This window comes from Rummeliibacillus suwonensis, assembly GCF_007896435.1.
Classification (GTDB): domain Bacteria; phylum Bacillota; class Bacilli; order Bacillales_A; family Planococcaceae; genus Rummeliibacillus; species Rummeliibacillus suwonensis.
Map to the genome: position 1 here is coordinate 1,017,979 of NZ_VCBL01000001.1, position 26,145 is coordinate 1,044,123.

Annotated in this window: 25 protein-coding genes; 20 read left to right on the plus strand and 5 right to left on the minus strand. The window is 36.8% G+C overall.

Annotated elements, in window-relative coordinates; all coding sequences use genetic code 11:
* The first annotated feature begins 2 nt into the window (after positions 1–2).
* From FEU33_RS04705 to FEU33_RS04780, 16 genes are all read left to right on the plus strand, one after another.
* Positions 3–959: a PhoH family protein gene (locus FEU33_RS04705; RefSeq protein ID WP_146548266.1), complete on the plus strand. Its 957-nt coding sequence runs from the start codon at positions 3–5 to the stop codon at positions 957–959.
* A gap of 650 nt (positions 960–1,609) precedes the next feature.
* Positions 1,610–3,739 carry an HD family phosphohydrolase gene (locus FEU33_RS04710; RefSeq protein WP_146548267.1) on the plus strand — a complete coding sequence of 710 codons (2,130 nt, stop codon included), beginning with the start codon at positions 1,610–1,612 and terminating at the stop codon, positions 3,737–3,739.
* A 16-nt stretch (positions 3,740–3,755) separates the two neighbouring features.
* Positions 3,756–4,244, plus strand: coding sequence for an rRNA maturation RNase YbeY (gene ybeY / locus FEU33_RS04715; protein WP_146548268.1), 489 nt, complete (start codon positions 3,756–3,758; stop codon positions 4,242–4,244).
* A complete protein-coding gene (locus FEU33_RS04720) occupies positions 4,231–4,593 on the plus strand; it encodes a diacylglycerol kinase family protein (RefSeq protein ID WP_146549898.1) in 363 nt (120 codons plus the stop codon). The genes ybeY and FEU33_RS04720 overlap by 14 nt, the downstream gene beginning before the upstream one ends.
* A 10-nt stretch (positions 4,594–4,603) precedes the next feature.
* Entirely contained in the window at positions 4,604–5,011 is a 408-nt protein-coding gene (locus tag FEU33_RS04725) for a cytidine deaminase (protein ID WP_146548269.1), read from the plus strand.
* The gene (gene era, locus FEU33_RS04730; protein ID WP_146548270.1) at positions 4,998–5,909 is read left to right on the plus strand and encodes a GTPase Era; all 912 of its coding nucleotides are present in this window, start codon (positions 4,998–5,000) and stop codon (positions 5,907–5,909) included. The genes FEU33_RS04725 and era overlap by 14 nt, the downstream gene beginning before the upstream one ends.
* A 21-nt stretch (positions 5,910–5,930) precedes the next feature.
* Complete coding sequence (gene recO / locus FEU33_RS04735) at positions 5,931–6,728, plus strand: DNA repair protein RecO (protein ID WP_146548271.1); 798 nt, start codon at positions 5,931–5,933, stop codon at positions 6,726–6,728.
* 666 nt (positions 6,729–7,394) lie between these two features.
* Positions 7,395–7,760, plus strand: coding sequence for a DUF4362 domain-containing protein (locus FEU33_RS04740; protein ID WP_186731317.1), 366 nt, complete (start codon positions 7,395–7,397; stop codon positions 7,758–7,760).
* Between the two features lie 324 nt (positions 7,761–8,084).
* Positions 8,085–8,405 carry an ArsR/SmtB family transcription factor gene (locus FEU33_RS04745; RefSeq protein WP_146548273.1) on the plus strand — a complete coding sequence of 107 codons (321 nt, stop codon included), beginning with the start codon at positions 8,085–8,087 and terminating at the stop codon, positions 8,403–8,405.
* A 12-nt stretch (positions 8,406–8,417) separates the two neighbouring features.
* Positions 8,418–9,374, plus strand: a complete 957-nt coding sequence (locus FEU33_RS04750) for a cation diffusion facilitator family transporter (RefSeq protein WP_146548274.1) — start codon at positions 8,418–8,420, stop codon at positions 9,372–9,374.
* 246 nt (positions 9,375–9,620) lie between these two features.
* Positions 9,621–10,442: an AraC family transcriptional regulator gene (locus FEU33_RS04755; RefSeq protein ID WP_146548275.1), complete on the plus strand. Its 822-nt coding sequence runs from the start codon at positions 9,621–9,623 to the stop codon at positions 10,440–10,442.
* Positions 10,443–10,570: 128 nt separating this feature from the next.
* Positions 10,571–11,554, plus strand: coding sequence for an ABC transporter substrate-binding protein (locus FEU33_RS04760; RefSeq protein WP_425127960.1), 984 nt, complete (start codon positions 10,571–10,573; stop codon positions 11,552–11,554).
* Between the two features lie 395 nt (positions 11,555–11,949).
* Positions 11,950–12,960: a FecCD family ABC transporter permease gene (locus FEU33_RS04765; RefSeq protein WP_146548277.1), complete on the plus strand. Its 1,011-nt coding sequence runs from the start codon at positions 11,950–11,952 to the stop codon at positions 12,958–12,960.
* Positions 12,950–13,978: a FecCD family ABC transporter permease gene (locus FEU33_RS04770; RefSeq protein WP_146548278.1), complete on the plus strand. Its 1,029-nt coding sequence runs from the start codon at positions 12,950–12,952 to the stop codon at positions 13,976–13,978. Before FEU33_RS04765 ends, FEU33_RS04770 begins: the two co-directional genes overlap by 11 nt.
* An 11-nt stretch (positions 13,979–13,989) precedes the next feature.
* Entirely contained in the window at positions 13,990–14,751 is a 762-nt protein-coding gene (locus FEU33_RS04775; RefSeq protein WP_146548279.1) for an alpha/beta hydrolase, read from the plus strand.
* A 205-nt stretch (positions 14,752–14,956) separates the two neighbouring features.
* Positions 14,957–15,661 carry a class I SAM-dependent methyltransferase gene (locus tag FEU33_RS04780; RefSeq protein WP_244950972.1) on the plus strand — a complete coding sequence of 235 codons (705 nt, stop codon included), beginning with the start codon at positions 14,957–14,959 and terminating at the stop codon, positions 15,659–15,661.
* A 145-nt stretch (positions 15,662–15,806) separates the two neighbouring features.
* Here the strand turns inward: FEU33_RS04780 and FEU33_RS04785 are convergent, their stop codons facing one another.
* Positions 15,807–16,649 carry a DUF2268 domain-containing putative Zn-dependent protease gene (locus tag FEU33_RS04785; protein ID WP_146548281.1) on the minus strand — a complete coding sequence of 281 codons (843 nt, stop codon included), beginning with the start codon at positions 16,647–16,649 and terminating at the stop codon, positions 15,807–15,809.
* A 677-nt stretch (positions 16,650–17,326) separates the two neighbouring features.
* On the opposite strand from FEU33_RS04785, the gene FEU33_RS04790 reads away from it, so the two are divergent.
* The gene (locus FEU33_RS04790; RefSeq protein WP_146548282.1) at positions 17,327–17,599 is read left to right on the plus strand and encodes a hypothetical protein; all 273 of its coding nucleotides are present in this window, start codon (positions 17,327–17,329) and stop codon (positions 17,597–17,599) included.
* 379 nt (positions 17,600–17,978) lie between these two features.
* Here FEU33_RS04790 and FEU33_RS04795 read toward each other — a convergent pair whose 3' ends face one another.
* From FEU33_RS04795 to FEU33_RS04810, 4 genes are all read right to left on the minus strand, one after another.
* Entirely contained in the window at positions 17,979–18,146 is a 168-nt protein-coding gene (locus FEU33_RS04795) for a FeoB-associated Cys-rich membrane protein (RefSeq protein WP_146548283.1), read from the minus strand.
* A gap of 18 nt (positions 18,147–18,164) precedes the next feature.
* On the minus strand, positions 18,165–20,174 hold the full coding sequence (gene feoB, locus FEU33_RS04800; protein ID WP_146549899.1) for a ferrous iron transport protein B: 2,010 nt from the start codon (positions 20,172–20,174) through the stop codon (positions 18,165–18,167).
* Entirely contained in the window at positions 20,174–20,401 is a 228-nt protein-coding gene (locus tag FEU33_RS04805; protein ID WP_146548284.1) for a FeoA family protein, read from the minus strand. The genes feoB and FEU33_RS04805 overlap by 1 nt, the downstream gene beginning before the upstream one ends.
* Before the next feature lie 314 nt (positions 20,402–20,715).
* The gene (locus FEU33_RS04810; RefSeq protein ID WP_146548285.1) at positions 20,716–22,098 is read right to left on the minus strand and encodes a glycine--tRNA ligase; all 1,383 of its coding nucleotides are present in this window, start codon (positions 22,096–22,098) and stop codon (positions 20,716–20,718) included.
* 456 nt (positions 22,099–22,554) lie between these two features.
* On the opposite strand from FEU33_RS04810, the gene ccpN reads away from it, so the two are divergent.
* From ccpN to dnaG, 3 genes are all read left to right on the plus strand, one after another.
* Complete coding sequence (gene ccpN, locus FEU33_RS04815) at positions 22,555–23,193, plus strand: transcriptional regulator CcpN (RefSeq protein WP_146548286.1); 639 nt, start codon at positions 22,555–22,557, stop codon at positions 23,191–23,193.
* 12 nt (positions 23,194–23,205) lie between these two features.
* A complete protein-coding gene (locus tag FEU33_RS04820; protein ID WP_146548287.1) occupies positions 23,206–24,024 on the plus strand; it encodes a pyruvate, water dikinase regulatory protein in 819 nt (272 codons plus the stop codon).
* 270 nt (positions 24,025–24,294) lie between these two features.
* Positions 24,295–26,118 carry a DNA primase gene (gene dnaG / locus FEU33_RS04825; RefSeq protein WP_146549900.1) on the plus strand — a complete coding sequence of 608 codons (1,824 nt, stop codon included), beginning with the start codon at positions 24,295–24,297 and terminating at the stop codon, positions 26,116–26,118.
* Positions 26,119–26,145: the final 27 nt, after the last annotated feature.

Here is a 26,145-nt window from a genome sequence, read left to right on the forward strand (position 1 = left end):
GCATGGCAGAACAACAACCTATTCAATTACAAGTGCAGGATCCAAACGAAGCAGTCATGCTTCTAGGCATATCTGATGCCAATTTAAAATTAATCGAAGAAGCTTTCAAAATTCAGATGATTACGCGCGGTGATTCGATTGTTATTGTCGGAGAAGAAGAAAATAAGCAACAAGCTAGCCTTTTAATAGAACAATTATTGAAAGTGATTCGGAAAGGCATTAATATCAACCAACGTGATGTTGTGTCAGCATTGGAAATGTCTAAAAATGGAACGATTGAATATTTTGCAGAGCTGTATGATGAAGTTATTGCAAGAAATACAAAAGGAAAAGCTATCCGTGCAAAAACAATTGGACAAAGACAGTATATTCAAGCAATCCGTCACAAAGATTTGGTATTTTGCATTGGACCTGCTGGAACAGGGAAAACCTATTTGGCCGTTGTTATGGCGATCCAAGCCTTGAAAAATGGTCAAGTCAAACGAATCATCTTAACAAGGCCAGCAGTAGAAGCCGGTGAAAGCTTAGGCTTTTTGCCAGGTGATCTAAAAGAAAAGGTAGATCCTTATTTAAGACCGTTATATGATGCTTTACATGATATCTTGGGCTCGGAGCAAACAACTCGTATGATTGAGCGAGGTACAATCGAAATTGCTCCCCTTGCCTATATGCGTGGTCGAACACTAGATGATGCTTTTGTCATTCTTGATGAAGCACAGAATACAACAGAGGCACAGATGAAAATGTTTTTAACTCGTTTAGGATTTGGGTCTAAAATGGTGATTACAGGTGATGAAACACAAATTGATTTACCTAATGGAGCAAAATCCGGTCTCATCAGTGCTGAAAAAACATTGCGATATGTCAAAGGTATTGAGTTCCGATTTTTAGAACAAGGGGACGTTGTACGACATCCACTCGTTGCGAAAATTATTCAAGCATATGAACAACAAAAATAATGGAAATTTAGTTTTGTAAATAATGCTTTAACTAATTTATAAAAATCTGCCTAATCTCCTGTGTAAAGATTAGCAGATTTTTTTATTTATCCCGCTTTAACGGGCAGTAAGACTCCCATCTCAAGATATAGAGAGAAACGAGAAAGATAGGTGGGGAGTCAACTGCCCGTAAAAGTCCGATTGGTTCAGCTAACCATCAGTGGGGGATGAAGAAACCCCCCACTGATGGAAGCTTCACTTTATCCCGCTTTAACGGGCAGTAAGACTCCCATCTCAAGATATAGAGAGAAACGAGAAAGATAGATGGTGGAACAATTGCCCGTAAAAGTCCGATTGGTTCAGCTAACCATCAGTGGGGGATGAAGAAACCCCCCACTGATGGAAGCTTCACTTTCTTGTAGGAGCAGGCAGAGGACGTCTAAAAAGTTTTATGACAAAAAATAAAATGAACATACCGCACTAAAAAAGACGACTGACATCAAAGAAAGATGAAATGGTATAAACGTATGTAATGCCAGCCTCTAGCCTGCATACGAAGAACTATTTTTAACCTTTATACTTTAGGATAAAGATAAAATTATGAGTTAACGATAAAATAATGATGGAAAATCCTTTGTCAATTGGTATGATAGGAGAAGGGAGGTGGCGTGATGATTCATTTCATAAAAACACTTAACCGATATGTACGTTTTCCTTTATTGTTAGCTAGTTTGTTAATAATAGCGGGAATCATACAATTTTTTCTGATGGTAAGAGATATTGAGGGTGAACATTATGATATCAAATTGTTTCAATTATCACCTGAAACCATTCGCTCTGCCAAGACTGTAGAGGATACTGAAAAAACCGAGGAAGATAAAGAAAAAGTGGCAAACGAGGTAAACCCTGTTTATACTTTTTCACCGGATATCGGGAAAAACCAAGCAGCTATTATTAAATCTACATTTGACTACATAATTGAAGCGCAAAAGACCATTAGCGAGGAAAAAAAGAAATCTAAAAAAGAAAGTTTAAGGCAAGAGCAGATTAAAAATCTTCGAGAGAAACTAGATGAAATTGACACAGAGGGACAAACTATTCGATTAACAGATCAAGAAATTTCAACATTACTCGCACAAAACAATGAAGATCTGATCAATGCAAGAGATGTATTAACATCGATTATTTTGAAAAAATTATCTGAATCGATTCGACAAGAACAAGTAGTGGATGCTAAAGCCAGTGTAGAGCAATCTGTACGTGAGAATTTTACGATTCCAGAAAGTATTCGCTCTATTGCCATTGCATTAGCAAGGACATCTATCGTAGAAACAGAAAAGAAGGACAACAAGTTAACGAAGGAAAGGATTGAAGAGGCAAAGGCAAGTGTTGATCCCACAAGGATTCTACAAGGACAAATTATTGTACAGGAAGGTCAGCTTATCGATCGAGATGTATACCATCAGTTAGAAATAACGGGCATGTTGTCCAACAAACAATCGACCAAGCCCATTATTGGTTTAGGCCTTTTTATCTTTTTGCAAATGGCTTTCTTTTATGCGGCGTTTTATAATTGGAAGGCTGATTCAAAATTAAAAACACGTAATTTGATCATCACGATGATTATATATCTTTCATCTATTATTGTTATGAAATTATTAAACTTAGTAACAAGTGAATTTGATGTGAATATTGGTTTTCTATTTCCGGCAGCTGTGATACCCATGCTTATATTAGTTTTGGTCAATGAACGAATTGCATTGCTTACAACAACTATGACTGCAGCGGTTGGCGGAATTGTTTTCCAAGAGGGCTATTCGTCTGTTCTTCAGATGGAGGTGTCTTTATATATCATATTCAGTGGTTTTGCTAGTATCTATTTCATGAGGAATGCTAAAAAAAGATCGAGTGTTATGAAGACTAGCTTATATGTAGCGGCTGTTAATATCGCTTTCATTTCCTTTTATCTACTTTTATCACAATCTAACTATGGAGCAAAGGAATTAGCCTATTATATTATCGCGGCAATTTCCTCAGCTATTTTATCAGGGGCATTAATGCTTGGGTTATTGCCATTTATCGAATCAGCGTTTGGTATGCTGACAACCTACCGTTTAATCGAATTAGCCAATCCTAATCATCCACTATTAAAGAAAATATTAGTGGAAACTCCTGGCACGTATCATCATAGTATAATGGTAGCTAATCTAGCGGATGCTGCCTGTGAAGCCATTGGAGCGGATGGATTACTGGCGCGGGTAGGCTGTTATTATCACGATATTGGAAAAACGAGGCGTCCAGGGTTTTTTGTAGAAAATCAGATGTCAGGCATTAATCCACATGATCAACTGCCAACTACTACTAGTAAAGATATCATTATTGCACATGTTGAAGATGGTGCTAAAATATTAGAGCAACATAAGATGCCTAAAGAAATCGTTGATGTAGCGAGACAGCATCATGGTACGAGCCTAGTGAAGTACTTTTTCTTTAAAGAAAAGGAAAATAATCCTGATGTAGAAGAATCCGAATTTCGTTATGCAGGACCGAAGCCACAAACAAAAGAAATTGCTATAATAAGTGTAGCAGATAGTGTGGAGGCAGCTGTTCGTTCGATGAAAACCCCGACATCAGAAGGCATTAAACAGCTTGTTCATAATATCGTACAAGATAAACTGCAGGATGGACAGTTTGATGAATGTGATCTTTCTATTCGTGAACTGAAAACGGTGGAATACGTTTTTTGTGCTACATTAAATGGAATTTTCCATTCACGTATCGAATATCCGAAGCCAAAATAAGCCTAGGAGGCAAATAATGAGTTTAAATATTGATTTTTTAGATGAAACAGGAAAAGTAAAGGAATCTGATATAGCATTGGTCGAAAATCTATTGCAACATGCAGCCAAAATCGAAAATGTTGAAGATGGCACTGAATTGTCGATTACTTTTGTGACCAATGAAGAAATCCATAAGATTAACCGTGAGTACCGTCATAAAGATGCACCAACAGACGTCATTTCTTTTGCTCTTGAAGAAGTTGGCGAAGGTGAAACACCGATTATTGCGGAAGGGATGCCACGTGTTTTAGGGGATGTCATTATTTCGATTGATCGGACAACAGAGCAAGCTGAGGAGTATGGACATTCATTTGAAAGAGAACTTGGTTTTCTTGCCGTTCATGGTTTCCTTCACGTTCTTGGCTATGACCATATGGTACCAGAAGATGAAAAAGTGATGTTTGGAAAACAAGATGAGATTTTAGAATCTTACGGATTATCACGTGAAAACAATGGACATGCGTAAGTTTTTTCGTTCTTTTAAATATGCCATTGAAGGAATACAACAAGCCATGGCCGAACAAAACTTTCGCTTTGATCTAATGTTTGCATTTATCGTTATTATAGCAGGAGTATTTACAGACATTTCAAAGACGGAGTGGATTATTCTCATCATTGTTATAGCGCTAACATTATCGTTGGAGATGATAAATACGGCTATTGAGAGAGTAGTTGATCTTGCATCTCCTGATCAGCATCCATTAGCAAAAGCGGCAAAGGATATCGCAGCAGGGGCTGTGCTTGTGTTTGCATGTGCAAGTGTTATAATCGGGTTACTTATTTTTTTACCGAAATGGATCAATCTATGGATTTGAGGTGTATGAAATGGACATAGAGCAGTTGATGAGCCTTGCAAAAAAGGCACGTGAAAAGGCGTATGTTCCTTATTCAAAATTTAAAGTAGGGGCAGCATTATTGACGGCTGATGGCAAAATATATAAAGGCTGTAATATTGAAAACTCGGGTTATTCCCTGACAAATTGTGCTGAAAGAACGGCAATGTTCAAGGCTGTTTCTGAAGGTGAACGGCATTTTGCTGCAATCGCCATTGTGGCTGATACGGAGGGACCTTGCTCGCCATGTGGAGCTTGTCGACAAGTGATTTCAGAGTTTTGTGCACCTAATATGCCAGTTTATTTAACAAATATGAAGGGCGATGTACAAGAAACAACTGTTGCGGAGTTGTTACCTGGCGCCTTTTCACCGGAGGATTTATGGAATGCAGGAAAATAAAAATTTTAAATCAGGATTTGTCACAATTGTTGGCCGACCAAATGTAGGAAAATCTACATTCTTAAATAATGTTATTGGACAGAAAATCGCCATCATGAGTGATAAACCTCAAACAACGAGAAACAAAGTTCAAGGTGTATATACAACAGATGATTCGCAAATGATTTTCATCGACACACCGGGAATTCATAAACCTAAACATAAATTAGGTGAATTCATGTTAAAAGTATCTAAAAATGCTTTACGTGAAGTAGAAGTCATTATGTTCATGATTAATGCTACTCAAAAGCTTGGTGCTGGTGACAAATACATTATGGAAATGCTAAAAGACACGAAAACACCTGTCTTTTTAGTGGTGAATAAAATCGATGCCGTACACCCAGATGAATTATTAGAAATAATTGACGCTTATAAAGGGGAATTCGATTTTACTGAAATCATTCCCATCTCTGCATTGCAGGGCAATAATGTCCAACAATTATTGGATACATTAAAAAAATATCTACCAGAAGGCCCTCAGTACTATCCAGCCGATCAAGTAACAGATCACCCAGAACGATTTATTATTGCGGAGTTAATACGAGAAAAGGTACTGCACTTAACGCGTGATGAAGTACCACATTCAGTCGCGGTGGAAATTGAGAAAATCGCTAAAGATGATAACAAAGATTTAGTGCGTATCAATGCCTCTATCATTGTTGAACGCGATTCGCAAAAAGGGATTGTTATTGGTAAGCGTGGCGCTTTGCTAAAAGAAATTGGTACACGTGCTCGCAAAGATATTGAGACATTGCTAGGGAGCAAAGTGTATTTGGAACTGTGGGTAAAAGTACAAAAGGATTGGCGCGATCGTGCATCACAGCTCCGTGATTACGGATATCGTGATGATGAATACTAAAACAGTAGGAAGTGAAGACAGTTGCTACATAAATGGGAAGGCATTGTCTTAAAAACGCGGCCATATGGTGAGACCAATAAGGTCGTTACCCTTATGACAAAGGAGGTCGGCAAAGTTGCAGCAATGGCTAGAGGGGCAAAAAAGCCTTCTAGTCGTTTAGCAGCGATCAGCCAGCCCTTTGTACATGGGATTTTTATGATCCAACAAGGTCGCGGTATGGGGACATTGCAGCAGGGTGAGCCTTTGGAATCCATGCGTCATATTCAAGAAGATATTGTAGCAACTGCATATGCTAGTTATGTGGTCGAGATAGTGGATCGCCTAGTAGAATCAGAGAAACCCGAGCCTTATGCCTTTGATCTATTATCACAAGCACTTCATGCTATAGAAGAGGGATATGACCCTGAAGCGATTGCCATGTTTGTAGAATGGAAGATGCTCCCTTATACAGGGGTTCAACCGATTCTCCATGCCTGTTCGAGTTGTGGAGCAGTGGAAGGGGAATTCGCGTTTTCTTTTACGCAGGGCGGCTTCTTATGTCACCGTTGTTTTCATCAAGACCCTTATCTTATCCGATTAACGCCAACACAAGTGAAGCTGATCCGGATGTTCTATAATGTGCCAATAGATCAAATTGGCAAGCTAACATTAAAAAAAGAGACGAAGAAATTTATCCGTAAAATTGTGACGACCATTTATGAAGAACAAACGGGGATGCGCTTTAAAAGTCGTTCCTTTATTGACCAATTAGAGCGAACTCCCTTATTATTTGATGCGCATTTTGAAAAGCAACGTGAAGAGCCAGATGAAAAAAATTAAAAAGTTACGAGATTGGGATAAAAGCTAATCTTGTAGCTTTTTCTTTATTTTAGAAAAAAAGGCTTTCTACTAAGGGGTGGATACAATAGATAGATTCACGCCATATAGCTTAAAATCGCATACAAGTGAAGAGGAAATGTTCCCATACTATCACTTTTTCGGTACAAATTAAGATTTGTCTAAAAAACGGCTTCCAAGATCCAATAAAGAGCTTTCACGAATAAGGAAAATCGGTGGTGGTCAGCGAAAAGAAATGTATTTATGCGTTTTTTGTTTTATTCCAATATAGATGAATCAATTTCATAATGTAAAATTCAGATAAAAAACACGAACATTTTAAATCAACATGAATATTAACATTCAGAAATTTTTTTCCGCTCCAGACGGCGCTTTCCACGGGCTTGGCTTCAATCTCCTCGTCACTACGTTCCTGCGGGGCTTTCCGCTCAAGCTTTTCCCGTAGGAGTCGCCGTCTTCCGCTCCACAACTATAAAATTAGCTATTATTAAATGTTCGTATTTTTTAAGAAGAAAATGATTTATGAAATTGATTCAGATACAGAACTAAAATAAATTGTCGCTAATGAAAAAAGGAATTTTTTAAAATAAAACGAATGTGTTAAATAGATCAATGAACGAAGTAGTTGGAATAGGGAGGAGATTATTAGTGAAAAAAATAGTTAGGTTGAAGGCGCTGATTATTCTACTCTTTGTTTTACTTTTGTTCGCGTGCAGCCAAAATGAAAATAATAAAAGTGATGTTGGTGGCTATGAATCTGCAGAAGCTATTGAAAGGGGAGATGTTGTTATTACTTCCGACGGTTTAAGTAATTTTGATCGATTTGAGGACTTTTTAGATCATATTTCAAAGAAAAAAGAAGATTACATTCGAATCACAAGTTATACGATCGAAGGAGATCCTATATTTCAAGATTTGCATTATGATGGAAAAGTGATTCAATATAAGCATGATCATACACATGATGAATATGGAGAAAAAAGGTTGATACAGATGACTGTAAAAAGATTCTAAAAAAAATCAATGACGGTGGAAAAACAGAATATTACGCTACAAGCTGTGAAAAAGATGGTCCAATACTATTGCTGGAAAAATAAAATGAAATCTATTCAAAATTCGAATAAAAGTACGAACAGCTAAGAGGCTAAGATGTGATCAACTGCCTGTAAAAGCTGGATTGATTCAGTGAATATCCAGTGGGAATGAAAACTCTCACTAGGTAAAGTGTCATTTTATATTAGATTGACATTTTTAGTTGTTCGTACATATAATATGTATATATGAATAGATACGCATATACTCAAATAATCAGAAATAGGATGGAAAGGAGCTATGCTTGTGAATGAGGAACATACGACATCTGAAAATGAAGATTTGGATGAAGAAATATTATTTTTAGTATCTCAAACTTTTAAAGCCATCAGTGATCCAACTCGTATTCGTATTTTAAATTTATTGAGTAAAAAAGAGCATTCTGTCAATGAACTTGGGGAAAAATTAAATTTAAAGCAGTCTACTGTATCCCATCAATTAAGTTTTTTAAAAAATCTAAGATTAGTGAAATTTCGTCGTGAGGGAACAACGCTTTATTATTCACAAGATGATGAGCATGTCATGGCCATTCTGCAACAAACCATTGATCATGCAAAACATAATTAGGAGTGATAGACAATGGAACATTCACATACTGAGCATGGCCATAGTCATGACCATACACACGGGGCAAATAAAAAGACGTTAATGATTGCTTTAGCTATTATCGCGGTTTATATGATTATTGAAGTTGTAGGAGGGTTTATCACCAATAGTCTGGCATTGTTATCTGATGCTGGCCATATGTTAAGTGATGCTATTTCACTTGGAGTAGGTGTACTCGCATTTACGTTTAGTGAAAAGGTTTCAAATTATCGAAATACTTATGGCTATAAGCGATTTGAAATTTTAGCGGCTGTTTTCAATGGTGTCACATTAATCTTAATAGCAATTTTTATCTCTGTTGAAGCTATACAACGCTTTAAAAATCCTCCAGAGGTCGCTTCAAGTGGAATGTTAGTGATTGCAGTTATAGGACTTCTCGTCAATATTTTAGTTGCATGGATATTGATGCATGGTGGTGATACGCATGAAAACTTAAATATGCGAGCAGCATTTTTACACGTAATCGGTGATTTGTTTGGCTCGGTTGGTGCGATCATAGCAGCTATTTTAATCATGCTGTTTGGTTGGGAATGGACCGATCCAGCAGCCAGTATCATTGTAGCAGTGCTAGTACTAACAAGCGGCTGGCGTGTTACGAAAGATTCTATGCATGTGCTGATGGAGGGGACACCTTCGAATGTCAAGACTGATGATATCATTCGTACTTTTAAGGAAACGGAAGGTGTGAAAGCAATTCATGATTTACACATTTGGAGTATTACGAGTGGACAAAACGCCCTTTCATGCCATATTGTCGTAGATGGATCACTTACAGTAAAGGAAAGCCAAAGTATACTTCAAAATTTAGAGCATAAATTGCTGCATCTTGGGATTGGACATATGACGGTACAACTTGAAAATGATGCTCATAAGCATGATAATTCTATTTTGTGCAATTATCATGCAAACCATGAAGATCATGAACACTAGATGTAGATCCAACAATTATCCATACTCTCTAATAAGCATTTAGATAAAAAGCATTCAGAGCAGCCTCATTCTGAATGCTTTTGTACTTTGATAACGCATCTGCTGAAACGTCAGAAAGAGCGTCACTTATCTACAAGCCAGCTACCTTTCTCTTTGGAAAAAAAGATAGAAAGTCTTTACATTTTGCCTTTTATTGATTACTATTTTAAATGATAACTATTTTCAATTAGAAGGTGTTCAGGATTTATGGAAACTTCATTAAATGAAATTATTGACTATTATGCAAAATCTTCTTTTTCATTTGCGAATATTTTTGCGGCGAACTTAGAGCCTGGAAAAAAAGATAGCGGACGTAGGACAGCACCAGGTATGTGTGGACTGATTATTCCATTGCAGGGAGGTGCCGTTTTTAAACTGAACAATGAATCTTATGATATGAAACTTGGCACAATTGTCCATGCAGGACCACAGATGAATATTAAGGTCGAAGCGACAGAAAAAGAATCATGGCGATATGCTGTTTTACATTACGAGGTTCCTGCAAAAGAGCAGGATCGTTTTCCATTGTATCACCAACATTTTTCTTTAAAGGTGGACAACCAAGCTAGGATCAATCGGTATGTAGATCAATTGTTAAAGGCCTATTCGATTCCTGGGAGTTTGTCTGCCATCACAGCTAAAACACTATTCCTCCAAATTGTAGAAGAACTTGTACTTGGGGCAAAAAGGTATACCAAATCGGATAAAGATAAAATTATTGAACAGGCAGTTGATTATATACACAATCACTATACGGAGAAAATATCCGTCACTGAAATAGCGGAGCACTTCAATTTGGATAGACGCCGCTTTTCAGAAATATTTGAGCGACATACAGGGCTCAATCCTTCGAATTATATGATCGAGTTAAAGATTAAAGAAGCAAAAGAGATGCTTCGTCTAAGTAAATTATCTATAGCAACTGTTGCTTTTCAATTAGGTTATGATGATCCATTCTACTTTAGCAGAATTTTCAAAAAATATGCAGGTGTATCACCATCAACATTTCGAAGAAACATGCAATTTTAAGGAACAGTCGGCAAAAGTCCATAAAAATATAATTTTTGTCCATTGTCATTGTAGTATTTTTTTGGTAGATTAGTAATCGACAATGATAATTATTATCAATTGGAAAAGAAATTCATTTTAGGAGGATTATAATGAAAAAATATTGGAAATTAGGTGCGATTGCTATGCTTTCTTTAGCAATTGTCACAGGCTGTAATTCAAACAGTGACTCTTCAAAATCGAGTGACACAAAAACAACTGATAGTAGCTCTTCAGGATCAGAAAAAGAAGCTACTACACAAAAGATTACATATCTTGGAAAGGAATATACAGTACCATCAAAAATTGATAATATTGTTACAGCAAGTTTAGAAGCAATGGAAGATGCTGCTGCATTAGGTGTGAAACCAACTGGTGTTGTTTCAATTGCTGGAAATGAAATCCCTGAATATCTTGCAGATGATTTAAAGGGAGCTACTGTTGTTGGAACAAAATTTGAACCAAGTGCTGAAGCAATGTTAAAACTAAAACCAGATGTTATCTTAGGTACAGATAAATGGGATGCTAAGAATCTAGCAAAATACAACAAAGTAGCACCAACTTTCCCATATACATTTATTTCAGAAAAATGGCGTGAAAACTTACGCTTGTTTGGCGAACTAACAAACAAACAAGATGAAGCTGAAAAAATTATCAGTGATTATGAAGCAAAAGCAGCAGAATTAAAAGAAAAAGCTGCAAAAGATCTTAAAGGTCAAAAAGTATTAGTCATTCGTATTCGTGGAACTATGGCAGCTTATGGTCCATCTCTTTATCTAAACCCTATTTTATATGATGATCTAGGTCTTGAAGTACCAAAAGAAATTGCAGATGCAAAAACACAAATTGAATTATCTTATGAAACACTTGCTAAGATCAATCCAGATGTTATTTTTCTTCAATTTGACAAAGCTGAAAACGCCAAAACACCAAAAGCATTGGATGAAGTATTAAATAATAGTATCTTCAAAAGTGTAAACGCTGCTAAAAATGACAAAGTATTTGTCAACTCTATTTCTCCTTCTGCACAAGGTGGAACAGCTTGGTCTAAAACAAGATTTTTAGATGTAGTTGCTGAAAAACTTTTAAAATAATGATGTTAAAAGATTCTGTTAGATGATCTGATATAGGGACGACGCTGAATGAAGCATGTTGGCTTCAGCTGGAGCAAAGCTAAATTCTATACGAAATGTAGTGGAAAAAAGCGACTCGCAGATTGCTCCAGAAAGCGTTTACCTGTAGCGAAAAATCAGTATTTTTCTTCGACAGAACTTTTTAAAAAAGAAGATATTCTAAATGTTTTTTTGTCATCCCATAGATCAAATTTATCACCAGAATATATATTTTCTTCTGAATTTGATCTGTTTTACTCAAAAAAGCAGTTGGAAGAGGAGCCATCTCTCTCATCCATCTGCTCTTTTTCTCATTATAGAATATCTCATCATCTTTTTTTCAATAATTGCATACATTCTATGAATGAGGTGTCTCAATGAATAAACAACATTGGAATGTTGTCGTCATATCTGTTGTAGCTCCGGTTCTAATTGTGGCTATTATGATCATTTCAATTATCTTAGGAACAAAGGATATTCCTTTTGCAACTGTATGGCAGGCTTTCATTCACTATGATGCGACAAATGTGGATCATCAAATTATTTGGACAAATAGACTTCCAAGAGCAGTTGCCGTTATGATGGTAGGTGCATTTTTGGCTGTAGCTGGAGCTATTATGCAAGGGATTACACGTAACTATTTAGCTTCTCCATCATTAATGGGTGTCAATGATGGTTCTGCTTTTGTTATTACACTTGCTATGATTTTTTTACCCGGGATTGCCAATTATCAGCTAATCTTATTATCAATGCTTGGATCTGCATTAGGAGCAGGTCTTGTTTTTGGATTTGGATCTCTCATTCGAGATGGTTTATCTCCGGTCAGACTGGCCATTATCGGTACAGTAATAGGAACCTTTTTAAGTAGTGTAGCCACAGCCATTGCCATGTATTTCCAAGTTTCTCAATCTATTAGTGCGTGGTATAACACCAAAATTCAGATGGTGGATCCGAAATTACTATTAATCTCTATTCCTTTTGGTTTGATTGGTTTGGTTCTTGCTCTTTCTTGTTCAAAATCTATTGCAGTCACTGCATTAGGAGAAGACATCGCTACTGGGCTTGGACAAAACACCAAATGGGTAAAAATAATTAGTATGTTTGCCGTTGTTTGTTTAACGGGAACAGCAGTTGCACTTGTTGGGAAAATTGCTTTTATCGGTTTAGTTGTGCCACATATCACCCGCTTTTTAGTAGGAGCAGATTATCGTATCATTATTCCTTTTTCGGCATTGCTTGGTGCTTTGTTTTTATCTCTCTGCGACTTAGTAAGCCGGTATATTAATTTTCCATTCGAAACACCAATTGGCGTGGTAACGGCCATTATCGGTGTACCGTTCTTCTTATATTTAATTCGTACGCATGGAGGTGGGAAACATGCGTCATAAAAAGTTTAAAACAACCATTACGGTATTCGTATTGTTAGGCTGTATTCTATTTGCTAGTTACATACATATGACAAATGGCGTATTTGATATAAGTGTGAAAGATATTTTCAAAACAATTTTAGGTATAGAAGAAAACGAACAATTTAAACTTGTTATTTTTGAATTTCGTTTGCCTCGTATCATTATTGCGGCCGTTGTCGGTGTAGGACTAGCGTTAGCTGGTGTTGTATTGCAAGGGATGACTCGTAATCCACTCGCTGATCCAGGAATCCTTGGTATTAACGCAGGGGCGGGAGCAGCTATTGTCTTGTTTATGTTTTTCTTTCAAGTACAAGTAACGCAAGCAGATATACAGGATTGGCTAGCTATTCTGTTGATGCCTATTTTTGGCTTTGTTGGAGGAGGACTAGCTGCTTTCATTATCTTTTCATTTGCTTACAAACAAAAGAGACTGGATATGCAAAGACTTATTTTGACGGGTATTGCGATCAATAGCGGTTTTAGTGCTTTGTCTATGTATTTTTCGTTAAAGATGAATGCATCTGATTTTGAAGCGGCTGCTGTTTGGATGAATGGTTCGATTTATAATGCAGATTGGCTTTTTGTTTGGACAATCCTTCCATGGGTAGTGATTTTGTCTATCTATCTTTTTTGGAAAGCACATCTTTTAGATTATTTCCAACTGGGTGAAGAGAATATGGTCAGCCTAGGAATCGAAACGGAAGTTGAAAAAAGAAAGTTGATGATGGCAAGTGTGGGTTTAGTGAGTGCTTGCGTATCCGTTTCAGGAAGCATTGGCTTTATCGGTTTAATAGCACCACATATAGCAAAACAGCTTGTTGGGAATCATCATCGATCTGTTATTGTTATCAGTGCGTTAATGGGAGCATTTTTACTTATTTTTGCAGATTTTATCGGCAAAACCGTATTTGCGCCATCTGAATTATCTGTGGGCATTGTTGTGTCCATTATTGGAATTCCATATTTTCTTTACTTATTGGTTAAGACAAAGTCCTAGGAGGAGTATAAATGGTTTCAAAGATAGAAACTTTCAATTTAAATTCTGTATATACAGATTACACATATACCATTCGTATATTTATACCTGAATATATAGAAAAAGCGGATCAGCTGCCGATTTATTATATTTTAGATGGTAGTTCATATTTTCCATTCGCCAGTCAAATTATTAATCTCCAATCTTCAAATGCACCTAAAACCAAAGTTTCTCCCGCAATAGTAGTTAGTATTGAACATGGGGAAGACAGACGTGACCGGAGATTTTATGATTTTACTGCACCCGCAAAAACTTATGTATATCCAGAACGTTTTCAAAACCGGGATGTGCGCAAAAACGGAGGAGCCAAAAAATTTACAGAATTTCTTATGAAGGAATTAAAACCGATTGTACATCAAAAATTCCCTTCCCATGGTGCTGAGATCATATTTGGTCACTCACTTGGCGGTTATTATGCGCTTTGGTTATTATTTATGAATGCAGCCTATTTTGATCGGTATATCGCATTTAGTCCTTCTATATGGTGGAATCAATATGAGCTTGAAAAGTTGGTATTGCCATTTATAAAGGCGAAAGACTTTTCACCATCTCCTTTATTTATAGCTGTTGGTGGAAAAGAAGGTTTTATGGTAGAAGATTCCGATAAAATGTATCAATTACTTCAACCATCATTTCAAAATAACATCGCATTTTATAAAGCTGAAGATGAAAATCATGCCTCTGTTGTTCCAACTGCCATGAGTAGGGCAATCCGCTTTATATCAAGCTTCTAATATGCATATTTCTGTTGGTAATAGCTAATTTCTCTTAAAAAAGCAACTGGATGAAAAAATGTTTCTCATCTAGCTGCTTTTTTGATGGCGTGGTCATGCTGTTTCCATGTATCTACTGATCGGTTTTTTAGACGTATAAGTTTCCGTACACTCTAGGATTTATCACATATTATAACAATATCTAAATTTAGAGGAGGATCTTATGATGAATCAGTATTTAGATTTACTTGCCCACTTCGGTATTGGTGGTGCACATCCAGGAGGAATGGCACTTACACACTCGATTTTTGCAAAAGAGAAAATCAAACCGCAAGATCATGTACTAGATATTGGCTGTGGTACAGGAAAAACGGCGTCCTTTCTAGCAAAAAATTTTAACTGCACAGTATCAGCCATCGATTTACATCCAACGATGATCGAAAAAGCCAAAAAAAGATTTGCAACGGAAGGCCTTACTATAAAAGCGATTTTAGGCGATGTGCAAAACATGGAATTTGCAGATCATTCGTTTAACTACGTCCTGTCGGAATCCGTCATTTCTTTTACGGATATTTCAAAGACTTTAAGTGAGATTGCTAGAGTATTAAAAGAAAATGGTTGTTTGTTAATGATCGAGATGACGGCTGAGCAAGATTTATCAGATGATGTGAAAGAAAAAGTGGTAGAGATTTATGGAATTGATGAAGTATTAACAGAAAAAGAATGGATTTCTCGTTTGCAGCAAGTGGGATTTGCCGATATAGAAAAAATTCCTACATCTGGTTTGCTTATTCCGAGTGAAATTGCTGATATGGATCTATCTGATCATATTTCTATGGCACTCCACGATGTCTGGGAAGCACACAATCAATTTATAGAACAAAATGGGCATCTTATCAATTACCGTGTATTTAAATGTTATTTGCGATAAAAAATATCATAAACTTATTAACAGTAGGCGGCATTCAGTCATTTATTGTGCAGCAACAAAAAAACGAAGTTGGGGGACCGACTACCTGTAAAAGTTTTTTTGATTTAATGAATATCCAGAAGTACCAACCTCACTTGAAGATGCTTTACTTTATTGGGAATTTTGAACCGGCTATTAATGTATCAGCAGATTTTTGGTATAATTCGTTCTTTTTAAAGGGACCATGCTGTTCTTGATACGTATCAATAATTTGATAGCCTATATAATAACCAATCCATTTTGGCAATGGGCTTCCTTTTTGACCATATAAAAAAGCATGGTGATTCGTTAAACCTTTGATAGATAAGGATGGCAAAAAGTGTTTTTTCCAAATTTGGAGTGCCTGATCAAAGGGATAAAGATTCGTCCATGGTGCTAGAAGTTTTTCCCCATATAAATCTTTTACTGCGTATTCACCCAGCCCTTCAATAATAAGTGACTCTTTTAGAGGTGTTTTTTCAGGTGATAAGTTTATGAAATGTAATCGACATGCATGATTATATTCATGAGCCAGCATTGCCTTTATTTCCTCTTTACTGAGATCCGTTGATAAAAATAAAAAAATAGCTTCTTTATAGGCAACACCATTTTTACGATGCATATCTTTTCTAAATCCTAGTAATCCTCTTTTAATAGGAAAAATATAAATGGGCACATTTGGACCGTTCCATATTTTTTTTAAAGATTGAAATTCTTTTTCGATGATTTTCCAAACGTTTTGTTTTTCCATTTCTTCTACAACTGTTTCGATTTTAAACCATTCAAAAGGATCAAATAACCCATGATTTAGTAACTCCTGCTGCATTGCCTGTGAATGTACTTTTGGAAATGCTTTTTTTAAAGGGTTACAAATCGTCTCACACTGTACACTAGCATAATCTACAATCGATTTTTCTTTACACTCTTTGACAAATTCATAGAGCCATTTTTGAGTTTGAATAACTGACAAATACCCCATCCTTTATAAGCTTTTATTGTTATCATATGTATCCTTGGTGGTATTGTTTTTTAAAATTATACGCCCCTTCATATTGCTGGTGAGATCTTACTTTCTTTCTAGAAATAACTGTATTTCACTTTTCAAGTGTCACTAGCTGAAAAGATCAACAATATATTATAACAACACCTTTGATCAACATGAATATTATTTTTCATACGTGTTGATTTACAAAAATTAGGAGTGCCTGTTTGACGTAATTTTTGAAAAACTCTGTATCTTCAGGACCATTTATATAGATTGGAGCGGAGGCTTGCTCGAGTCCTCGAAAATGCATGCGCATTTCCTTCGTGCGGTGTGGATTCAGGAAGTCCATTCAATGTCCCGCGGGAAAAGCGAATAGATGAGACCCCACAGCGTAGCGATTAAGGAACGGAGTTGTAGTGCGCCACGTCCTGTGGCAACGACTCCGTGACCAACATCCTGTTGCCCCCAGCATTCGCCCGCAGGAAAGCGAGCAAGTCGAAGCGGAAATCAACGAATCCCTCTATTTTTATGGATTATATTGGATAATCAACACGCCTGATTATTTTTATATTGTTAGACCTTTGGCCATTCAGCACTATCTCTCACGCCATATAATACAAGGCATACTTTTATGCAAAAATAATTTGGGGAGGAGGGATAAGATGAATCAAAATGATGCTTATCAATTATGTTGTCGATATCATGGTCAAAATGTAAGAATTAAATGTAATGATGGTACTGTGCATGTAGGAGAGATTACAAGAGTTACTCGCAATATGGTCTGGGTTCGCCCACAAGGTGGCGGATTAGGAGGAGGATATGGTCTAGGCTTTTGGGGATATGGCCCAGGTTTTGGCTATAGACCAGGACTTGGTGTTGGAATAGCACTTGGGGCAATCTTAGGAATTGGCTTAGCTTCAGCCTTTTTCTGGTAATCAGCAAGATGTAAGTAATGTTTTTGTCGATTATTCTTTTAGGAATGCATATGTAAAATAAACAGTGTCTCAATGATAATAGAGGTGTCCTAAAGGCATTCTTTATAAGCCTTTTAGGACACCTTTTTTTACATGAAATCCATTTAACTACTTTTAAAACTTATTGGAAAACGGCATGAAGCGGTTAACTCCTACAATTATTTGCCTTGCAGAAACAGACAGGTAATCCGCAGAAATACATCAAGGCCCAAGAAAAAGAAGAGACTTGATGGAGGACAACTGCCTGTAAGAAGGCCCCCCCAATTGGTTTCATTAAAACACCTAATGGGAAATGAAGAAGACCCTCCCTTGGCGAGATTTCATTTTGATAAATAAGTGGTTAATGGTTATTATGTTTTAATTTCATAGCTGCAGGACTACAACATTCGCAATTACTTTTTAATTCGCAAGACCCGCATTTTCCTTTCTTACTTTTTTGAACATGACGATAAATAGTCCAACTTGCATACCCAAAAATAAGTAATCCAATTACAATATTTGCAATCATTTGAATCGCTTCCTTCCTTTAGAATCCTAAGAGCCTTCCACATTGATAAAGGATAAACGAAACAATATAGGCCAATATCAGTGCGTAAATAACTGCAAAAAAAGTCCATTTTGCTGAACCCGTTTCTTTTTTGATTGTACCAACAGTAGCTAAGCAAGGGACATACAATAAAATGAAAACGATAAAAGAAAAGGCTGATAAAGGAGTATAGGCTTGTGTCAATAATCCTTGTAGGCTGTCAGTATTTGGTGCGTGATAAATAATATTCATACTTGAAACGACCACTTCTTTTGCCAAAAATCCAGTTAGAAGTGAGGCACCAGCTTGCCATGTGCCAAATCCGAGTGGTGTAAGTATGGGTGCAAGTACACCGCCAATTGCTGCAAGGAAACTTTTATCCATATCAACATTCAAACCTCCGGGACCTGCATAGGACAATAGCCAGATGGCAACAGATCCACCGAAGATAAATGTACCGGCTTTACGGAGAAAGCCTTTTCCTTTATCCCAAGTGCTTCTTAACAAAGTTTTTGCTTGTGGAATGCGATAGGGAGGCAGTTCCACAACAAAGATAGATGTTTCACTCTTTAGCAATGTTTTTGAAAAGATTTTAGCCATCAGTAATGCTAGCGCAATACCCAAAACATAGAGTGAAAAGACAATAATAGTTTGATGACCAGCAAAAAAAGCACCAACAAATAGCGCATAAACTGGTAATCGAGCTGAACAGGACATTAATGGCGTTAACAGAATGGTGATTAAACGTTCCCTCGGCTGTTCAATTGTTCTTGCTGCCATAACACCAGGTACATTACAGCCGAAGCCAATGATCATTGGAATAAAAGCTTTTCCATTAAGACCGACAGCTTCCATTAGTTTGTCCATTACAAGGGCAGCACGTGCCATATAGCCCGAATCTTCAAGGAATGAAATAAAGAAAAATAAGATGAAAATTTGTGGCACAAAGACAAGCACTCCGCCGACACCAGCAACAATCCCATCTAAAACTAAGGATTGAATAAAATTAGATGTACCAAGATCTTCTAGTAATATCTTCAACCATCCTGTCAACGAACCAGATATAAATTGATCTAGTAAATCTGAAAGTGGTGTCCCGAGCCAGTCAAATGTTAGTTTAAACATTAAAAACATGCATAACAAAAAGATCGGCATTCCTAAAAATCGATTGGTCACAATGGCATCAATTCGATCTGTTAGATTAGCTCGATGAGTTTGTTCTTTTTTAACAGATTGCTCTAAAATAGCTAAAATATAATTCTTTCTTACTTGATAAATCCATTGAGAAAGCCCTTTCACACGATGATTGCTCTTTACTTGTTTTTCTACTTCTTGATAGAGCTCGTTCAATTGTCTTTTTGGAACAAGTGTTTCTAAATAATTTTCAATAATCTTATTTCCTTCAAAAAATTGCAGCGCTAGCCACCTAGGGGAAAGGTGTTGAATCGTTTCTATTGGCAGTATAGATAATAATCGATCAATCCCGTTTTCAATGTCTAGACCGTAATCTAGTCTCAGCCGCTCCGCTGGCTTTGTCCCGATAGATGAAATAGAGCGCATCAAATCATTACAGCCTTTCCCAGTTCGTGCAATAATTGAAACGACGGGTGTATGTAACGCTTCTGAAAGTTTTTCTTCGTCTAATAAAATGCCCCGCTGTTTTGCTACGTCTGACATATTTAAACCAATGACGATGGGCTTTCCATATTCTAAAAGCTGAATGGTTAAGATTAAGTTACGTTCTAACTGAGATGCGTCAACGATATTCACAATGCCGCTAAAATCTTCTGAAATAAAATAACTTGAAACAACGCTTTCATCTTTAGATAAAGGACTTAATGAATAAATTCCTGGCAGATCAATTAGATGATCTCGCTTATTTTTTAATGTCCCAACCTTCTTTTCAACGGTAACTCCGCTCCAGTTGCCGATATATTCATAAGAACCTGTTAGGTAGTTAAACAAAGATGTTTTCCCAGTATTGGGGTTCCCAACTAATGCAATATTCATCATGATGTTTTTATCTCGATTTGCAAAGCTTCTCTATAGCGGATTCCTAAAATTTGTCCATTATGTTCAATCATGAAAGGACCGTGAAATGGCATACGATTTTTTAGCAAAACTTCTTCACCCTCTAAAATTCCTAAATCTAACAATCTTCTTTTAATGTATCTATTTAATGATGATAAATTGACGATGGTTGCTTTCTCGCCAAGGTGCAATTCATTTAAAGACATTTAACCACTCCAATGAATTTAATCTCTTCGCATTCATGATAACACCTCTCAATTGGGCAGTCGATACTATCTAGTAAAAATTCTTTTTATTGACTAATATCATAAATATGTGCATGCATTTTCGAGGAGGTGCCGTTCTCTGCTCCAATCTATCTAAATGGAGTTAAAACTCACTATTCAGCACTATTTTTTACCAATAAATCTGTCTATTCATCCCGCATTTATAAGAAAATAAAAAAATCTGCTCATTTTGAAAAATAGAATGAGCAGATTCTTTTTCATTAGTTCATGAATTTTTGGTGATATTAAAAGCTTTAAAATACAAGATGTTTTTCAATATAAGCTTTCACATCAGCGATCGGCATACGTACTTGTTCCATGGAATCACGATGACGAACGGTTACTTGACCATCTTCAACTGAATCAAAATCATAAGTAATACAGAATGGTGTGCCGATTTCATCTTGTCGACGGTAGCGTTTACCTATAGATTGGGATTCATCATAATCTACTGGGAAAGATTTGCGTAATTCAGCCCACACATCATTTGCTTGTTCAGATAATTTTTTAGACAGTGGTAATACGGCTGCTTTGAATGGTGCAAGAGCAGGGTGTAAGTGAAGAACCGTTCGAGAATCTCCGCCTTCTAATGCTTCTTCGTCATATGCATCGCATAAAAATGCTAGGGTTACGCGATCGGCACCAAGTGAAGGTTCGATACAATAGGGTACATAACGTTCGTTTGAGATTGGATCGATGTAGGTGAAATCTTCACCGGAATATTCCATATGTCGTTTTAAGTCGAAATCTGTACGGGATGCAACGCCCCATAACTCTCCCCAGCCAAATGGGAATTTAAATTCGATATCTGTTGTAGCATTTGAGTAGTGGGAAAGTTCCTCTTGCTCATGATCACGGAGACGTATAGAATCCTCTTTTACATCTAAATTCAATAGGAAGTTTTTACAAAATTTCTTCCAGTATGCATGCCATTCCAACTCCGTACCTGGTTTACAAAAGAATTCAAGTTCCATTTGTTCGAATTCACGCGTACGGAACGTAAAGTTACCAGGTGTGATTTCGTTACGGAATGATTTCCCGATTTGTGCAATACCAAATGGTGTACGTTTGCGCATAGAACGCTGTACATTTTTAAAGTTAACGAAGATACCTTGTGCTGTTTCAGGGCGTAGGAAGAGTTCATTTGTAGAATCTTCAGTCACACCTTGGAATGTTTTAAACATAAGGTTGAATTGACGAATTTCAGTGAAATCTTGTGCACCACAGTCTGGACAGTGAACGTCGTATGTTTTCATCACTTCAGCCATTTTGTCAAAAGGCATACCATCGACGATGATTTCTTCCCCTTTTGCAAGTGCTGCTTCTTCGATTAGTTTGTCAGCGCGATGACGAGCCTTACATTGTTTACAGTCAATCATTGGATCATTAAAGTTACCAACATGACCAGAAGCTACCCAAGTTTTTGGGTTCATCAAAATAGCCGCGTCAAGTCCAACATTATAGGGTGATTCTTGCACAAATTTTTTCCACCATGCTTTTTTGACATTATTCTTCAATTCGACACCGAGTGGACCATAGTCCCAAGTATTGGCTAAACCTCCATAGATTTCAGAACCAGGAAAAACAAAGCCACGATGTTTAGCCAAGCTTACGATACTTTCCATTGTTTTTGCCATTAGATATCCCTCCAAATATTAAAGCACCCGTCTCCGGGCACAAATTGTACCCGGGGACGAGTGCGTATAGACCCGCGGTTCCACCCCGATTGGCTACTCAAAAAGTAACCCTCTTTCAAAAGTTTAGCTCCCGGCTGCCTTTTTCTGATTTCTTGTAGACTTTCACCATCTCTACTCGCTTTAGTAAGATGAAATCATACTTATAGACCGTTCATTGCTTATTCCCCCGTACTAACGGGTAATATAGTCCCCAACTTTAAGACTTACATGTGGGGGATTGCTGCTCATGAAAACCTGATGGTTCGACTAACCATACAGTGGGAGATGAAGAAAATCCTACTGTGTGAAGTTTCACTCTACAATCGAACACAATTGTAACATGTGATTCTTTTCTTCGCAATATAATCGGAAATAGTATATAATAATTAGGCATTGAGTATAACATTTTTTGAGGCGGTGAGTCCAATAGAACTCAACAAACGTCAGGAAGAGATCTTAGAAATTGTTAAGGAAAATGGCCCTATTACTGGGGAACAGATAGCTGAGCGTCTTTCACTGACTAGAGCGACACTTAGACCAGATTTAGCCATTTTAACAATGGCAGGTTTTTTGGATGCTAGACCGCGTGTTGGTTATTTTTACTCTGGTAAAAAAACAAACCAAGCTGTTGTCGATAGCATGACGAATATGAAGGTGAAAGACTTTCAATCGATTCCGGTAGTAGTTTCTGAGAATGTTTCTGTATATGATGCCATTTGTCAAATGTTTTTAGAAGACGTGGGTACATTATTTGTTGTAGACCATAGTTCTTATTTGACTGGTGTGCTTTCAAGAAAAGATTTACTTCGAACAAGTATAGGTAGTCAAGACTTAAATCATATTCCCGTACATATAATCATGACGAGGATGCCGAATATTGCGTATTGTTTTAAATCAGATGGTTTAATTCAGGCAGCACATAAGCTTATCGAAAGGCAAATAGATGCATTACCTGTCGTAATCGAACATCCAGATGGCTTAGAGGTCATAGGTCGTTTGACAAAAACAAATATTACACGAGCGTTTTTGTCGCTTGCTGAAAATCATGATTTGTGAGGTGATGCTTTCATGAATAACTTAACTGTTTTTATCATTTCAGATTCTGTGGGAGAAACCGGTGATTTGGTAACAAAAGCAGCTATTAGTCAATTTAGACCTGGTATGCAGGATACAAAGATTCAGCGCTTTCCCCATATAGAAAGTAAAGAACAATTGACCGAGATTGTCCATCTTGCATTAGAGCAGGATGCGATCATTGTTTTTACTTTAGTAAAAGAAGTAATGAGAGACTTTTTGCGACATATATGCCTTGAAAATAATATTCCAAATGTTGATTTGATGGGGCCAATCATGACAATTTTAGGAAACACTCTACAGGTTGAACCTTTGGAAGCACCTGGGTTGGTTCGCAAATTAGATGATGATTATTTCAAAAAAATAGAGGCGATTGAATTTGCAGTAAAATACGATGATGGTCGTGATCCAAGAGGTTTACTAAAAGCCGATATCGTATTAATAGGAGTTTCCCGTACTTCTAAAACGCCATTATCGCAATTTTTAGCCCATAAACGTTATAAAGTAGCGAATGTACCACTCGTTCCTGAAGTAGAGCCACCTGAAGAATTATTTTTAGTGGATCCAGCAAAATGCTTTGGACTTATTATATCTCCTGAAAAACTAAATAGCATACGCAAAGAACGTCTACTTGCTTTAGGTCTAAATGATGGTGCAAATTATGCAAAACTTGAGCGGATTAACGAGGAAATTACGCATTTTCAAAATGTAGTCAATCGAATAGGGTGCCAAGTGATTGATGTGACAAACAAAGCTGTTGAAGAAACCGCTAATGATATTATTCATCGTATTCAACTAGCCAATCATGATTGACTATGTATCCTCCTTCTTGGGGAGGTTTTTTTCTGTGTGGAAACTTTTTCATCTATAGGTGGAAAGTAATCGTTCAAAGTTTATTTTGATTAAAAATGTTAAAAAAGTAATAGAATTTTTAGACGTAATGTTTTATAATAAAAAATTGTGGTAAAAATAATTACAAGTGTTTAGTCCATACTAACTTCAATTAAATTTTTTTGTCGAAAAATGAAGGACTTTTTGATAATTATCTCGAATTCAGTTATGAGCAAAAAAGATGGTGATGGAATAGTGCAAAAAATACCTGAAGAGATCATCGAACAAATACGTTCCCAGACAGATATTGTGGATATTGTTGGTGAATATGTTCAGTTGACAAAAAGAGGAAGAAACTATTTCGGCTTGTGCCCATTTCATGGTGAACAAACCCCTTCTTTTTCTGTATCCACAGACAAACAAATATTCCATTGCTTTGGTTGTGGTGCTGGAGGCAGTGCTATCACATTTTTAATGGACATTGAGAATATCTCTTTCCAAGAGGCAACAGCCAAGCTTGGTGAACGCGTCGGTATTCATGTCGATGTGTCATCAACACCTAATCAGCATACGCATCTTATTTCTCCAGAAGAAGGGCGTATGAAAGATGCCCATACATTCGCTGCTGAATATTTTCAGCATTTACTTTTAAATACTGAAGAAGGCGAAAAAGGGCTTGAGTATTTGCAACAAAGAGGTTTTACAAAAGAAGAAATCGAAATAAATGGGATAGGCTATTCTTTACCCCATTGGGATTCTTTAACTCAGCTTTTAACACGAAAGGGCTTTCGTTTAGATGAAATGGAACAGAGCGGATTAATTATAAAACGAGAGGACGGTTCTGGCTATTTTGACCGTTTCAGGGGCCGCGTCATGTTTCCAATTCGTGATGAGCAAAGCAATATTATTGCGTTCTCTGGTCGTATTCTTGACAGTGGTGGAGAAGATGCTAAGTATTTAAATAGTCCAGAATCCCCCATTTTCCATAAAGGACAAGTCTTATATAACTTGGATCAAGCAAGACCTATTATACGAAAAGAACGTAAAGTTGTTCTATTTGAAGGTTTTATGGATGTGCTCTCTGCAAAAAGGGCAGATGTGTTTAATGGTGTTGCATCGATGGGGACAGCGTTGACTATGCAACACATGACCAAGTTAAAACGTCTAACCAATCATATAATTGTTTGCTATGATGGCGATAAAGCGGGTTGGGAAGCTGCAAAAAAGGCTGCGGAAATGTTACACGCAGAAGGATTAAATGTTGAAGTTGCAGTGCTTCCTACAGGTTTAGACCCAGATGAATATATACAGCAATTTGGTCCAGAAGCTTTTAAAGAAAAAGTAATCAGTGAACCTCAAAGTTATGTTGCATTTATGTTGATGTATGCAAGACGCAATAAAAATTTTCAGTATCAAAACGACATATTGCAATATGTGGATGAAGCTTTGAGTTTTTTAGTTAAAGGAATTTCTCCTATTGAAAAAGAATTATATCTCAAACAGATTTCAATGGATACAAACATTTCCGAAGAAACATTACAGATTCAGTTACGTCAAAAGGATGCACAGGTTGTAAAAGATTCTAAACGATTTGAGCAACAAGCGCAACCAATAACTGAACAATTACCTCTTCCAAAAGAAAAAATCACAGCGACTGATCGTGCTGAAAGACTGCTCTTAGCACATATGTTACATAACATTGACGTTGTAGATAGGATTCGCCAAGAAGAGGATGAAAATCCCTTTGTGAGGGATAATTATATAGCAATCTATATTCACCTAATTGGTTTTTATGAAGAACATCAAAAAGCGGATTACCAGCGTTTTGCTGAAGTCATCGGTGATAGAGAGCTACGCAAAATCATAATGGAAGCTGCTCTTGTGGAGCGGGATCCTGATCATACGGAAGAGGAGATCTCTGACTGTTTAAAACAAATAAAGAAATTCAGGATTAAACAACTTATACAAGATAAAAATCATGCAATTAAAGAAGCAGAAAAAATGCACGATTTAAGAAGTGCTTTGCAGCTTTCAAAGGAAGTCATTGATTTAAGGAATTCACTATCAAAAGTGTAGTGTGATAGTGAAGGTTAGAAGGAGGAA